Here is a 14699-nt window from a genome sequence, read left to right as displayed (position 1 = left end):
AACAAAACTTAGGCAAAAAGTAATTGCCCCCGCTAATTATAGTGGGAACCTATGCAAGCGACTCACCTACTAAAATTCAATAATTTTCAACTTTCAATTACATAATCTTCTATCTTAAATCAAATAATTCTAAAATCTAAAATCTAAAATCTAAAATCTAAAATCTAAAATCGAATGACTCACGCCAATTACAATCGCAGATTTCGGACCAAGAAACAAGCCACTGTTAGAGTTTCCCCTAAAAAATTTGTTTCCTTTGAACTAGGAAATATTTACTATGCTGTTCCTATTGAACGAGTGGAGCGCATTGTTAAAAACTTTAATACCTACGGTATTTTACCTAACGGTAATAGTTTATTGCGACATCAAGAAGAACTGATTACTATAATTAATTTATCCAAAATATTTCCCAGCAGTCCGAGCCTTGCTGAATGCAAATACCTGATTATTTGTACCTTAAATAAAAGCGATAGGTTGGGAATTCCCCTTCCTAATATGCCAAAAATTTTGGAAATTACCGAAGAAAGCTTCTGCGAGATTCCCAAATTGTACCGTCAACAGCAACTGCCTCCGGTAATAGAAAAGTTAATTCGCGCACCTGATGGTTCCGAAGTTTTTTATCTGAATTTTGATCTATTTAGCGAAATGTAGCAATATAAATCCTGCGGAGTCAGTGTTTAGTATGTTAGCCTATGGCGGCGATCGCCCTCATCAGCGGGCCGCGCGGTTAATTCCCCGCAAAATGCACAGCAGATTATCCCAATTGCCCTGGGCATAGACCAAATTGCGAATGCGCCACGCGGTATTTTCCTTTTTCTCCATCAGCACTTTCACTGTCACCGGCTTGTCCCCCACCTGCACCATCTGGCCATTTCGCAAGCGCCCTGCATACAGATCCATATCCACTTCTGCGGTGTGATCCTGCCACGGTTGCTTCACGGATCTCACCACCGCTTTAACCATCCCCACCTGCGTCCCTGAAAACACATCAAAATCCACAAACTCCGCATCCTGCCCCGGTTGCTTGGCCCAAGCTTGCACCAGTTGCGTATATAGTTCTGGATCGAACGCGGCTTTTTGCTGCGAGAATTGCCGAGTCACCGATTCAGTTTTTAGATACCACTGGTAAAACTGATTCACCACTGCTTCGGGCGAATCCTGCGCCAATGCCCTCCCTGTCGATAAAAGGATGACTGCAACGATGATAAAACTGATGACAGACGTGAGTAGATATTTCCAATTGTGGCTGATTTTGCGCCGATACATAGGATAATTTTCTCCTGTTTAGATTCGTGATTCGTTCTTCGTACATGGTGTCGGTAAAATTGAGGCGAGTCTTGCTGAATTGTACCTGGTTGATAAAGTTCAGGGAACTTATCGAAGAATGACGATGCAGTGGGCACCTTCCCATAAACTGTAAATAGTATTTTTGCACTCTTGTTATTTATTTATGAAAAAAATCACAATATTATCGATCGCGCTACTAATTTTTGCAGCAACTCTCGAACTGCCGAAGGTGGGGCTGCAACAAAGTGCGATCGGGCAAATCGAAACACCCCAACCAATCCAAACACCCCAACCAATCCCAACACCGCAACCAATCCCAACACCCCAACCACAAACACCCCAACAAATCCAAACACCCCAACAAATCCAAACACCCCAACAAATCCAAACACCCCAACCAAAAGCAAACGACCCCAAAAAGCTCGGCTACGTCTCTCCAGAATTTGCCGAAAATTTCTCCCAGCAACAAATCGACCTAATCAACGCCAACGTCGAAACGTTGCTGCTCACTCAAAGCTGCTCCCGCTGCGACCTCCGAGCCGTAAAATTAGTTAACCTTAACTTAAAAAATCCCATCCTTACAGGAGCAGATTTATCAGATGCCAACCTCAGCGGTAGTCGCTTCGAGATCTCAGATTTTGTCAACACCAATCTAGTTCGCACAAACTTAAGCGGAGCCGAATTAGTAGGAGCGAGAATCAGCAACGCTAACCTCAGAAAAGCTAACTTGACAAAGACAAATCTAGACGGTGCAGATCTGCGATTTTCCGACTTGAGAGATGCCAATCTTTCCGATGCCAACCTCCGCAATGCTAATATAGATGGCGCTAGTATCGATCGAGCAAGTATGGCCGGCACCACAATGCCCGACGGCAGGAAAAATCAATAATATAGCAGAAGGAAGTTCGGCAACGGATTCTGTAACGGATGTAACGGATGTAACGGATGTAACGGATATCAGGAAGAAAGAAGAAGGAAAATGCCTCGTTTCCTGGGCGATTGAAATCGCTTATTGTCAAACTTTTGTCCGCCTACGGGGACTGAATACAAGTTTTTTGATTCCTTGTTCCCAGGCAGAGCCTGGGAATAAATATCTAGAGGCTCTGGCTCGTTGCCTCGTTTCCTGCTTCCTTCTTCCCTCTTCCTTCTTCCTTCCATCCGTTACATCCGTTACAGAATCCGTTGCCGAACTTCCTTCTGACTCAAACAGCCAAAAACCTCTGAATCACCTCATCACTTAACTCGCTAGTGCTTCCCGAAGCCACAATTCCGCCTTTCTGCATAGCATAATACCAGTCAGCTTGCCGCACAAAATGCAAATGTTGCTCCACCAACAAAACAGAAATTCCCCTAGTCGCAACCACACGGCGCACAGCAGCTTCAATATCTAAAATAATCGAGGGTTGAATCCCTTCCGTAGGTTCATCCAAAACCAGCAACTGCGGCTCACCCATCAAAGCCCTAGCAATAGCTAACTGCTGCTGCTGTCCCCCGCTCAAATCACCTCCCAGGCGATCGAGCATAGTTTTCAAAACAGGAAATAAATCAAAAATTTCATCAGGAACTTCAGGATTTTTGGTTTTGGTTGGTTTCGCTTCCAAACCTAACAATAAATTTTCTTTAACCGTCAAACGTGGAATAATTTCACGCCCTTGAGGCACATAACCAATGCCTAATCTAGCCCGCTGGTGAGTCAACTTAGAAGCAATAGATTTTCCGCCAAAAGCAATAGTGCCACTGCGCGGTTGCAGCAACCCCATAATCGTTTTTAGCATAGTAGTTTTGCCCACACCATTGCGGCCGATCAAGCAAACCATTTGCCCCGCCATGACGCTTAAATCGACATCGCGCAAAATGTGACTTTCGCCGTAATAAACATTCAAATTAGAGACTTGCAGCATAGTTTTTAATTGGTAATTGGGCCTGGGAATTAGTAGCAACTAACAAATAAGTTCTGCCTTCTTCCTTCTTCCTGATATCCGTTACATCCGTTACATCCGTTACATCCGTTACACAATCCGTTGCCGAACTTCCTTCTTCTTACTCTTCCGGTTTGCCCAAATATACCTCAATTACCCGATCGTCATTTTGCACCTCATCCATAGTCCCCTCACACAAAACCGCACCCTGATGCAACACCGTCACCTGCCGCGCAATTTGCCGCACAAACTCCATATCGTGTTCAATTACCAACACCGAATGACTTTCCGCCAACGAAATCAGCAACTCTCCAGTTAACATCGTTTCCTCATCCGTCAAACCCGCCACAGGTTCATCTACCAACAACAAATCAGGAGATTGAGCCACCAACATTCCAATTTCCAACCATTGCTTTTCCCCGTGAGAAAGCAAACCAGCCGAAATATCAGCCTTAGCAACTAAACCAATTGTTTCTAATAAACCGGCAACCGTGCGTTTTTCAGCAGCCGAAGCAGGCTTGAACAAAGTCGAAAAAACATTTTTATGGCGACTGCAAGACAATTCCAAATTTTCGCGTGGCGTTAAATTCAAGTAAACTCGTGGCGTCTGAAACTTGCGACCAATTCCCAAGCGCGAAATCCTATCTTCCGACAACTTGCGTAAATTTTGTCCCTTAAATAACACCCGGCCCTCTGTCGGCTGCACCTTCCCGGTAATTGAATCGAGAAAAGTTGTTTTCCCCGCACCATTGGGGCCAATAATAACTCGCAGTTCGCCCGCATCCATGCTGAAATTTAAACCGTTTATGGCTTTAAAACCATCAAAACTAACAGTCAAGTTTTCTATTTCTAATACTTTGCCATTCATAGGTAATTTCTCCGGGTAGGGTGCGTCAGTTAACAGTCTCTGAGTAAGCCGAAAAATCTGCTGGCTGACGCACCTGACAGCGCTGATTTTCTCTGAGAAGGTGCGTCAGTTAACAGTCTCTGGGTAAGCCGGAAAATCGACTGGCTGACGCACCCTACAAAAGCACATAAATGGTTATTTTACTCTCAAGTAAAACTGCTAGAACTGCTCGAAATAGAAGGTGGAGCAGCAGCTAAAATCCGTTCAGCTAACTTCGAGAGTGGCAAACTTTGCACGTATACTTTACCAGGCCCAGTCATCTTTGCCAAAAACAAGCCTTCACCTCCAAATAAAGCATTTCTAAAGCCGCCAACAAACTGAATATCGTAATCTACACTCGCTGCAAAAGCTACTAAACAGCCGGTGTCTACTCGCAACACTTCGCCCACTCCCAAATTTTTCTCAACTATTGTTCCTCCCGCATGAACAAAAGCTAGCCCGTCACCCTGCAATTTTTGCAGAATAAAACCTTCTCCGCCAAAGAAACCGGCACCGAGCCGTTTGGTGAATGCTACCTCAATTTCAATGCCGTTGGCCGCACAGAGAAATGAGTCTTTTTGGCACAAAAATTTACCACCAAGTTGGCCTAAATCTAGGGGAATTACTTTACCCGGATAGGGGGCGGCAAAAGCGACGCGGGCCTTACGATTTCCGGCGTTGACAAAGGTGGTAATGAAAAAACCCGCTCCTGTCAGCATTCGTTTGAAACCTTGAAATAAGCCGCCGCCTGTGGATGTTTGCATTTGGATGTCGCCTTCCATGTATGTCATGGTTCCAGCTTCAGCCCTGACGCCTTCTTTGGGGTCGAGTTCAATCTCGATGAGTTGCAAATCGTCGCCGTAGATTTTGTAGTCAATAATATCTGCCATATGTTGCCTCTTAAGTTAAAGAACGAAGCTACTTGCTACGGATATCTAAGTAGGTGGACATATATATTACGTTTCCTCAGACAGGGATAAACGCAACGTTTGCCAAGTCTATTACGATTGCTTTGTTTGTCTGTTGTAGGTGACATTTATTTATGTCAGCCTACTTATAAATTACACGATATTTTTGCACTCAATGTTCAAGTTCTTCTTTTTCGAGCTGTACTTGGGGGTCTTGTTCCAGGCTGGGGTAAGTAGATGCGTACTTCGGTCTTCTGAACAAGCTGCGGATTTGGTCGAAACCTTGATGTTGCAGCCATCCGACTAAGCCGTCGGGCAGCACTGTGACTACTATGAGGAATAGCGCACCTTGGAAAAACAGCCAAACTTCGGGGAATTGTTCGCTCAAGAAACTTTTGCCAAAGTTGACTAGCAGTGTTCCCAATATTGCTCCTGATAATGTGGCGCGACCTCCCACTGCGACCCAGATTACCATTTCAATTGAAAAGGCAATATCCATTGCTTTTGGCGAAATGATTCCGGTTTGTACGGTAAATAATGCGCCTGCAATCCCGGCTAAACCGGCGGAAATTGCAAAGACTAAAACTTTATATCCTGTGGGATTGTAACCTGAGAAACGCAGCCGCACTTCGTCGTCGCGAATTGCTACTAACAGGCGGCCGAACCGCCCGCTGGTCAGCCATCGGCAGAGGGCGTAAGTTGCTACTAGAAATAGTATGGTGAGAATGTAGAAAATATATTGAGTATCTCGGTCATTAACTGTGGCTCCGAACAAGGTTTTAAAGTCGGTGAGTCCGTTGGTTCCGTTAATCAGTTTTTGCTGACCGTTAAAGAAGTTGAAAAATACAATGGTTGCTGCTTGGGTGAGAATTGAAAAGTAAACCCCTCGAATCCGATTGCGGAATACTAAATAACCTAAAAGTGCACCCAAGATGGCGGGGATGAGAACTACTGCTAATGCTGAGAAAGGAAATGAATAAAATGGTTGCCAAAACCAGGGAAGTTCGGTAACACCGTAGAGGTTCATAAATTCTGGCAATTGACTGCTGGCGGTTGGGGGAATTTGCAGTTTTAGGTGCATGGCGAAAGCGTAGCCGCCGATCGCAAAAAACACCCCATGCCCTAAACTAAGCAAACCTGTGTATCCCCAAATCAAGTCTATGCCGAGGGCGGCAATTGCTAGTGCTAAAAATCGCCCTAATTGATTGAGGCGAACGTCGGGGAGTATTCCTGGGATCAGCAATATGAATGTGAGGGCGATCGCGCTGACAATTATCGCTTCTTTTAGCCAGGGTTTTTGATGTGTTTTCTGCATTTTTCGCTACACTCGCAGTTGTAAGTTTTAATTTTCTACCGTCCGCCCTTTTTGCGGGAAAATCCCTCCCGGCTTCACTTGCAGAAAAGCCATAATTAAGGCGAATACCATTACTTTTGCCATGCTGCTTGTGGCGAAAAATGTGAAGAAGTCAGCTAAAGGCTTGATAGGAGCGAACATTAATGCTAATGTTCCCGAACCGATCAGGTAATTGGCAGTGCCGATCGCGATCGCAGCCACTACACTCCCCACAATCTTGCCGACACCGCCCACAACCACCACCATAAACGTATCGACTATATAATTTTGTCCGGTATTTGACCCTACCGAACCAATCAAACTAATCGCGCACCCAGCCACACCTGCCAGCCCCGAACCCAAAGCAAAAGTCAGGGCGTCTACTTGTTCGGTAGGAATTCCCAAACACGCGCTCATGCTGCGATTTTGCGTCACGGATCTAATCCGTAATCCCCACACAGACTTTTGCAAAAATAGGTAAATTCCCGCCAAACAAATTCCTGTCAGCACAATAATAAAAATTCGGGCGTAGGGCAACTGAAAATTGCCCAGCGGTATGCCGCCCCGCAACCATTTCGGTGCAGTTACGTCCACATTTTGAGCGCCAAACCAAGGTTGAGTTACGGCCAGTTTGTAAGTTTGCCCTAAAAAGGCGCTCACCGCCCAGGAAATACCCAAAGATAAAGGCAAAATTATAGCGATAATTTTGTTGCGAATGCGATCGAAATCCAGGCGCGATTTCAGCACCCGCAAACCGCCAAAAAACAGCAAACAAAACACCGCAATCCCAATTACCAGCACCCAACTAACGCTGCGGACAAACTGCTGCAAAATTAAACTTACGCCCCAAGTTGCCAGCAGAGTTTCTAGCGGTCGCCCGTAAAGATAGCGAATCACTCCGCGTTCAAGAATTAATCCTACCAAGGCAGCTACTAAAAAAGCTAGGGGAATTGCAAATAAAATATAGGTTTCAAAAGCAAATCCTCCCATACCTTTGAAGACATTTTGTACCACGAAAGTTGTATAAGCCCCCAGCATCATCAACTCGCCATGAGCCATATTAATCACGCCCATCAGCCCGAAAATAATCGCTAATCCCAGGGCGGCAATTAGTAAAACTGCGCCGATGCTAATGCCGTTAAATAAACCATCTAATATCGCCACTTTTGTTACTCCTGCATCAAGTCGGTTAACTTTGTTCGCGGATAATTAGGGGCTGGTTTTACCCCATTAGTGTCAACTTAGAACTAAAACCCTCTGTATATTTCGCTTGTAGCCGAGTCTCGATCCCCCTAAATCCCCCTTAATAAGGGGGACTTTGAAGAGTCCAGTTCCCCCTTATTAAGGGGAGTAGGGGGTGACGCAAGAACGCTCTTGTCCCCCCCTTCTTAAGGGGGGTTAGGGGGGATCGGGCTTAACCCAAGCGTATTGAAATTGGTATTACCTACTTATCCAGCTTTGAATTTTCCACCTTTTGCGGGGTCTGACCAATCGCAAGCAAAGCCTTTTGTTTCAGCGACAAATTGATTCCAAGGCACCGGCTTCACTGCTTCTGGTGTAGCATAAGCGATGTTAAACAAACCGTCTTCTCTCACTTCGCCCAAGCGCACAAATTTAGAGATGTGGTGGTTGTTTTCCATCGTAACTTTGCCCTCCGGCGCGTCAAAGGTTTGACCCAAAGCGGCAGCCCGCACTTTTTCTAAATCGTCGGCTGTCCCTGCTTTTTCGACGGCTTGCTTCCACAGGTAAACCATGATGTAAGCTGCTTCCATCGGGTCATTTGTTACTCTATCTTTGCCGTATTTTGCCTTGAAAGCTTCCACAAATTTTGTATTGGCCGGAGATTCTACAGTCATGAAGTAATTCCAGGCGGCGTAATGACCTTTAAGATATTCTACACCGATCGCCTTTACTTCTTCTTCTGCAATACTGACCGACATTGACGGATATTTGTCCGGGCCCAAACCTGCACCCTGCAACTGTTTGAAAAATGCTACGTTGCTGTCGCCGTTGAGGGAATTGAAAATGACGCCGCCGTCTGGCAAAGCTGCCTTAATTTTAGTAATAATTGGCGTGACTTCTGTCCCGCCCAAAGGAATGTAATCTTCCCCAACTAATTCGCCGCCTTTGGCTGCTAGCTGTGCCTTGATAATGGTATTTGCCGTGCGGGGGAAAACGTAGTCAGACCCGACTAAGAAGAATTTTTTCCCTTTATTTTCTAGCAGCCAGTCAACTGCTGGTTCGATTTGTTGGTTTGGTGCCGCGCCGGTGTAAAAGATATTTTTGGAACACTCTTGACCCTCGTATTGTACGGGATACCAGAGCATATGATTTTTTTCTTCAAATACCGGCAATACTGCTTTGCGACTGGCGGAAGTCCAGCAGCCGAAGACGGTGACAACTTTATCTTGGTCGATCAATTTTTTGGCTTTTTCGGCAAAAGTCGGCCAGTCTGAGTTGCCATCTTCTACGACTGCTTCGATTTGTTTTCCGAGGACGCCACCAGCTTTATTAATTTCTTCGATCGCTAATTGTTCGGCATCGACAACGCTTTTTTCGCTGATTGACATCGTGCCGCTCAAGGAATGCAAAATTCCTACTTTTATCGTGTTTCCGCCCCCGGCTGCTGCTGGTGTAGTTCCTGTTGATGTGGGAGAAGCGGCGGGAGTTGCTGTTGGAGTTGGAGTTCTACAAGCTTTTAGAAATAAACTTGATGTGAGGGTAGCAGAACCGTACAAAAGAAATTTCCGCCGATCGAATCGCTTTGTCATTTTTTCTTGTTACTCTTGAATAGATGAGTCAGATGATTGAGAATAATAACACATAGCGACTTGATATTAAGACTCGCTTCAGAATACTGTTGTATTTTTAGATACAAAATTTATGATATGTTGACAAAATGAAACTTTTCTGGGGATTGATGGCTACTGCTGCAAAAACTGGGCGGATACCATTTTAGATTTAAGATTGACTGATGACATAAGGCTTTGGAGTTTACCTACCGTTGCATTCTTTTCTGAAACCGTGTTTAGACACCAAAATACGTCTTTTCAGCAATCAGTGTGTAATTAGAAACCCGGTTTCTTTACATAAATTATCTTATTAATGCTACCAGTTAGGCATAAACCGGGTCGATCGCACAAAATAGAAAGCGGGTTTCTCGCTCTCCACAGGTTATTGATGTTAAAACTTAGGCAGCAACCGGGTCGATCGCATAAAATAGGCGAGTATCAGAACAGGTGACGATCGCACTTCGCTTTGAGTACAATCGTCACCTGTAGAAATGGCCCTGATTTATGGAGAATAGCGGACTCGAACCGCTGGCCTCTGCGGTGCGATCGCAGCGCTCTACCAACTGAGCTAATTCCCCTGATTGAGTTTTAATTTAGCATTTTAGATGCGGGATTGCCGAATCTAAAAGGCTTACAGGTCTTGCTGGCTCTCACGTTCGCAGACCGTCACTTACACTAGCACGTAACTGCTAAAAAGGTCAAGTTTTTTCCGCCGGCTCAGTGGGGGCGATCGAGCAAAGTGCCGCCACTCTGTCCAACTCTAAATCAGCAAAATAGTCCACCGTCCAATTAGCTTGGCGCTGGATCATGTGAAACGGGTAAGTGTGAGTCACACCCGCAACCTGAATCCCCGCTTTTTTCGCTGCTTCAATCCCCGCAAAAGTATCTTCTATCGCCAAACACTCGATCGGTTGCAGGTTAAAGTCGGGATATTTCTGGTTGAGAAGTTCCACTGCCAATAGATAGCCGTCGGGTGCTGGTTTGCTCGCCCTCAAGTCGTCGCCTGCGACAATTAACTCAAAGTTTGCTGCCAAACCGGCCCGATCTAACACCAATTCTATATCCGATCGCATGGCCCCGCTAACTACGGCCATTTTCAGTCCGGCAACCCGAATTTTGTCAATAAATTCTGCCAAACCAGGATAAATCGGCAGTTTCTCCAAAGTATCTATTTGAGCTTTGTAAGCTTCGGCCTTGCGCCGCAGCAGCCGATCGAGGTATGTTTCTGTCAGAAATCGTCCCCGGCGCTCGAGCAGTGAGGTAATGCAAGCGCGATTGCTCCTTCCCAAACAAACTTCTCGAACCTCCCCACGTTTGAGCTGGAGATTTTCATCCAGCATCAATTGATCGATTATTTTCTCGTGAATCGGCTCGTCATTAACAATCACACCATTAAAATCAAATAAAACTGCTTTTAGAGTCATTAGAAGAGGGAAGAAGGAAGTTAGGCAACGGATTATGTAACGGATGTAACGGATGTCAGGAAGAGGGAAGAGGGAAGAGGGAAGAAGGAGGAAGGAAAAAAGAATTTATACTAATTATTAAAAGTAACGTGACACATAAATTGTACGCGAGCATCTGTAGGGACACGGCATTGCCGTGTCCTTACCGTCCGCTTCGACTTTTAATAATTGGTATAAGATTGAGGATGGTAGCAAGACTTTTTTAAATTGGTATTAGTAACAATAAATCAAGCGGGAGCTGGAATGCCTGGTAAATCGCCATCAAAATCAGGAGTTCGATCGCCCCTATTCCACCCCCTCGCCACCTTGGCCTGTTCCAAATCTTCCCCCGGCAAAGGTTTCACGCCCTGCGTCACCTGATTCGTCCACCAGTGTTCGTGAGTTTGCACCGCAGCGAATCCAGCCGCCCCCGCCCAAGCATCGAGGCTGCCAGCAGCGTAAGACTTAATATAAGGCTCCTCAAAGATATCAGTCAGCCACTCTGTTTGCCGCAAAGTTTTTTGGTTTCCGTCCAAAATTGCCACTTGTCCCCCAACCTTTAGCAGTCGGAAGCTTTCTCGCAAAATTGCCCGCGATACAGCAGGTGGCGTCTCGTGAAACAGCAAGGAAGCTGCGACTAAATCGAAGCTGGCATCGGGAAAAGCAACGCTTTCGGCATTTCCGTGCAACCACTGGATATTTAAGCCGGCTTTTTGCGCTTTCATGTCGGCAACTACCAGCATATAAGGCGACAAGTCCAGCCCGACAACTTCCGCTTCGGGAAAAGCCTGCTTGAGCATGAGCGTTGTCGAACCGGTGCCGCATCCCAAATCGATAATTCGGCGCGGTTTCACCCGCACAGCGTCAATTAAGCCTTGCCTGACGACTGTTTCGTGGGGAGGCAAAACATATTGCGTGATTGGATCGTAGGAAACGGCGGCACTGGGGTTGAGGTAGCCGCGTTTAATGCCGTGAAAGTTTTGGCTGGTGTAATATTCAGGATAAACTAAGTCGGGTTGTCGGTAGCGATCGCCCGCTGTTTCCCAATCGATACCTTCGTAGAGTCGTTTCAGTGCTTCTTCGTCGATCGCCAGTCGAATCAGGGGCGACAAAAAGCGCTCGAAAATTGTATCCTTGCCAACAGCCATAAAACACCTTTAACAAAAACTCTTCTAATTTTAGCCAACGGCCGTAAATTTAGCATTAATTAAAACTGTTGATCCCATCTTCTCTCTTCCCTCTATCCCTTACTTCCGTTACAACGTTACAAAATCCGTGGACTTCCTTTCCACTTCCTTCTTATACCATTTTTTCAAAAAAATGCAACTATATACCAGCTTCAAAAGCTGGTTTTATCAGGTATTTCAAAATCTAAAATCTAAAATCTAAAATCGTATTACTTCCCGTTACTAATAGGAATTTTTACCAAAAATTCCGTGCCTCCGCCCGGAGGCTGAGAAATTTTGATGCTGCCGCCGTGTCCATCCACTACAATTTTGTAGCTAATTGCTAACCCCAAACCAGTACCTTGACCCACCGGTTTAGTAGTAAAAAATGGGTTAAAAATTTGGTCTTTAACGCTGTCGGGAATGCCGGGGCCGTTGTCGGCGATCGCCACTTTCAGAAATTTACAGCCATTTTCGCGAACTACTCCTGTGGAAATAGTAATAATTTTATCCAGGCGATCGATCTCGTTCAAGGCATCGATCGCATTACTCAGCAAGTTCATAAACACCTGATTGAGCTGAGAGGGATAGCACTCGACTGAAGGCACTTTTCCGTATTTCTTGACTATATAAATTCTATTTTTAATGCGGTTGGAGAGCAACAGCAAGGTATTTTCTATACCTTCGTGAATATCCGCCTGCTTTTTGTCAGATTCATCGAGGCGAGAAAAGTTACGCAAAGAAAGAACTATGCTGCGAATGCGTTCGGTTCCTATTTTCATAGAATCCAATATATGCGGCAAATCTTCCTCGATAAATTCTAACTCTATTTCTTCGGTAAAATCTGCGATTTTCTGGGGAACCTCTGGGAAGGCTTCTTTGTATAAACTCACCAATTCTAATAAATCTTTAGTATATTTGCTGGTGTGAGGCAAATTAGCCGAAATGAAGTTAACGGGGTTGTTAATTTCGTGCGCTATTCCAGCCACCATTTGACCGAGAGATGACATTTTTTCGCTCTGCACTAAATGAGTTTGAGTTTTTTTCAGTTCATTTAAGGCGCTATTAAGGAGTTTTACTTGGTCTTGGGTTTGACTGTAAAGGTGAGCTTGAGTAATTGCGATCGCCAATTGGTCTGCTACAGCTTTTAAGAGTTGGATTTCCTCCTTGCTCCAAAGCCAATGACTAACGTGGCTGCAAATTAAATAACCCTGCGGCTGGTTTTGAGTGTGGACAGGAACGGCTAAATAGCTATTAGCTTTAATTTCGCTCGCTCGATCTGCACCCTCCGCCCAAGTGTCCCTCGAAAGAATAATTGGCTCGCATTGGCCACTCGGTATGGACAAATTTCCGACAAAGTAAGACTCAAACTTTTGAGCGGGGGTCGAACAATCTGATGGGCAACATTCCCATATGATTTGTAACATTTTTTCTTGTGGTTTGTACCACCCAAAAGCCGCCCGTTCTAGGTGCAGCAAACTTACTATTTCTTCGACTGTGCTTTGCACGATTTGGTCTAATTCCAGGGAAGCGCGAATGCGTCCAGCAATCCGGTTGAGCATGGCTTCTCGCTCCGCTTGAGCGCGATTGTTTTCGGAGGAATAAATTAGCCATATTGCTGCTAGCATTGCTGGGCCGAGCAGTCCGGCGACGACCGATGTCAGTAAATTTAATGCTTGCAGTTGGGATTCAATATTTTCGCGGGGAATTACTAAAGCCATCGACCAGTTAACTTCATTGAGGGGAGCATAAGCCACATACACCCATTTGTTATCTATTTTTACCAGTTCGATGTTCGTCTGGCGGTCGATCATCTGCCGCGCAATTGTGGAGAGTGCGGGGTCTTTTGAATGTAAAAAGCTTGGGGCATCCTGGTCGATATTTCCGATTAAGTTATTGTTGGGATGAACAATTGGCACTCCTTGTGAATTGATCGCAAAAGCATAACTGTCAGAACCGTACTGCAAGCTGTTAGCCACAGATGCTACTCGGTCTAATTTAATGGCGCCCGCGAGGACTCCAATTACTTTATTGGGAGCAGGAGGCAAGGCCCAAATAGGAGCTGTAATGATGATCGTTGGAACTTTTGTACTGCGGCCTATCAGCGGGTCGGAAACGTTGAGCTGCCCGGCCATTGCTTTTTGAAAGTGTTGGCGGTCTTTGATGTTCGCGCGGTTGCCTAAAGTATTGATTAATGAGCCGTCGGGTTGAGTTAATGACAGGATGAAATACTCTTTTAATCTGTATATTTCTCCTTGTAACCGGGGTTCGACTAATTTCCAATTGAGAGTGCTAACCGTAGGATCGTAAGCAAGGGTTTCTATTTCTGCTTTGCGAGTGCTGAGCCAGCGGTCGATTTCGTCAGTGCCTTTTTCTAGTTTTAATAGTGCTATTTCCTTTAAATTGTCGAGGATTAGCCCGCGCACAAAAAAATAGCTGATGCAAGCTGTTGTGCTAATGGTTAATGCCGTGGTACCCAGAATTAGCAGGGTCAGCAAATGGCGGCGCTGCCGTCTGTGCTGCCAAAGACTGTGCGCTTGCTGCCACCGCGATTGAGCCGAATTGCTGATGTTGTCCCAAAAGCAACGCAGCTTTTTTGTTGGTGGCGGCGGCGCAGACACAGATCCGGCTTGATTTGCTGGGTTTTGCATCATCAAATGTTCTCTCCGAATCAAATTCATCAAACGGTAGTCGTCATTCGGCAGAATTAATATCAGCCAAGTCGTGAGACCAGTTTCAGAAAATAATGCAACTGTAGGTCGATGCTCCCAACCCTGGTAGTCATCAGTCATTCCCAATCTAAAATCTAAAATCTAAAATTTAAAATGGTATGACTTGCATTCCTGACTGCAAACAATTCTTATTCCGATCGCACGCTCGCCTTCTATTTTGGCATCAGCTTTATATTTTGACCTTCGGTTTACCTAATTGAGGTTACTGGTTTACGATATCTTTAATATCTATCT

13 protein-coding genes and 1 tRNA gene are annotated in these 14699 nt (G+C 45.3%); 3 read left to right on the top strand and 11 right to left on the bottom strand.

The window, feature by feature from the left end; all coding sequences use genetic code 11:
• Nucleotides 1–174: 174 nt before the first annotated feature.
• Nucleotides 175–651 carry a chemotaxis protein CheW gene (locus QUA04_RS08275; RefSeq protein WP_333255586.1) on the top strand — a complete coding sequence of 159 codons (477 nt, stop codon included), beginning with the start codon at nucleotides 175–177 and terminating at the stop codon, nucleotides 649–651.
• 60 nt (nucleotides 652–711) lie between these two features.
• Here QUA04_RS08275 and QUA04_RS08270 read toward each other — a convergent pair whose 3' ends face one another.
• A complete protein-coding gene (locus QUA04_RS08270; protein ID WP_333255584.1) occupies nucleotides 712–1266 on the bottom strand; it encodes a hypothetical protein in 555 nt (184 codons plus the stop codon).
• Between the two features lie 184 nt (nucleotides 1267–1450).
• On the opposite strand from QUA04_RS08270, the gene QUA04_RS08265 reads away from it, so the two are divergent.
• Entirely contained in the window at nucleotides 1451–2176 is a 726-nt protein-coding gene (locus QUA04_RS08265) for a pentapeptide repeat-containing protein (RefSeq protein WP_333255582.1), read from the top strand.
• Nucleotides 2109–2528 (top strand): hypothetical protein, encoded by a 420-nt coding sequence (locus QUA04_RS08260; RefSeq protein WP_333255652.1) that lies wholly within the window; start codon nucleotides 2109–2111, stop codon nucleotides 2526–2528. The genes QUA04_RS08265 and QUA04_RS08260 overlap by 68 nt, the downstream gene beginning before the upstream one ends.
• Here the strand turns inward: QUA04_RS08260 and urtE are convergent.
• From urtE to QUA04_RS08210, 10 genes are all read right to left on the bottom strand, one after another.
• Nucleotides 2490–3188, bottom strand: coding sequence for an urea ABC transporter ATP-binding subunit UrtE (urtE, locus tag QUA04_RS08255; protein ID WP_333255580.1), 699 nt, complete (start codon nucleotides 3186–3188; stop codon nucleotides 2490–2492). The two genes, QUA04_RS08260 and urtE, sit on opposite strands and share 39 nt — an antisense overlap.
• 139 nt (nucleotides 3189–3327) lie before the next feature.
• Nucleotides 3328–4074 carry an urea ABC transporter ATP-binding protein UrtD gene (gene urtD / locus QUA04_RS08250; RefSeq protein ID WP_333101927.1) on the bottom strand — a complete coding sequence of 249 codons (747 nt, stop codon included), beginning with the start codon at nucleotides 4072–4074 and terminating at the stop codon, nucleotides 3328–3330.
• A 185-nt stretch (nucleotides 4075–4259) separates the two neighbouring features.
• Nucleotides 4260–4982, bottom strand: coding sequence for a TIGR00266 family protein (locus QUA04_RS08245; protein WP_333255577.1), 723 nt, complete (start codon nucleotides 4980–4982; stop codon nucleotides 4260–4262).
• 190 nt (nucleotides 4983–5172) lie between these two features.
• The gene (gene urtC, locus QUA04_RS08240) at nucleotides 5173–6315 is read right to left on the bottom strand and encodes an urea ABC transporter permease subunit UrtC (protein WP_333255575.1); all 1143 of its coding nucleotides are present in this window, start codon (nucleotides 6313–6315) and stop codon (nucleotides 5173–5175) included.
• A gap of 27 nt (nucleotides 6316–6342) precedes the next feature.
• Nucleotides 6343–7497 carry an ABC transporter permease subunit gene (locus QUA04_RS08235; protein WP_333255573.1) on the bottom strand — a complete coding sequence of 385 codons (1155 nt, stop codon included), beginning with the start codon at nucleotides 7495–7497 and terminating at the stop codon, nucleotides 6343–6345.
• 284 nt (nucleotides 7498–7781) lie between these two features.
• On the bottom strand, nucleotides 7782–9104 hold the full coding sequence (urtA, locus tag QUA04_RS08230) for an urea ABC transporter substrate-binding protein (RefSeq protein ID WP_333255571.1): 1323 nt from the start codon (nucleotides 9102–9104) through the stop codon (nucleotides 7782–7784).
• Nucleotides 9105–9630: 526 nt separating this feature from the next.
• Nucleotides 9631–9703: transfer RNA gene (locus QUA04_RS08225), tRNA-Ala, on the bottom strand.
• Between the two features lie 120 nt (nucleotides 9704–9823).
• A complete protein-coding gene (locus QUA04_RS08220) occupies nucleotides 9824–10549 on the bottom strand; it encodes an HAD family phosphatase (protein ID WP_333255569.1) in 726 nt (241 codons plus the stop codon).
• Nucleotides 10550–10815: 266 nt separating this feature from the next.
• Nucleotides 10816–11715, bottom strand: coding sequence for a methyltransferase domain-containing protein (locus tag QUA04_RS08215; RefSeq protein WP_333255566.1), 900 nt, complete (start codon nucleotides 11713–11715; stop codon nucleotides 10816–10818).
• 248 nt (nucleotides 11716–11963) lie between these two features.
• On the bottom strand, nucleotides 11964–14525 hold the full coding sequence (locus QUA04_RS08210; RefSeq protein WP_333255564.1) for an ATP-binding protein: 2562 nt from the start codon (nucleotides 14523–14525) through the stop codon (nucleotides 11964–11966).
• Nucleotides 14526–14699: the final 174 nt, after the last annotated feature.

The organism is Microcoleus sp. S13_C5, assembly GCF_036700845.1.
In the GTDB taxonomy this organism is placed as follows: Bacteria; Cyanobacteriota; Cyanobacteriia; order Cyanobacteriales; family Microcoleaceae; genus Microcoleus.
The sequence above is the reverse complement of the archived record's forward strand: the minus strand, read 5'-3'. Positions and strand labels throughout refer to the sequence as shown.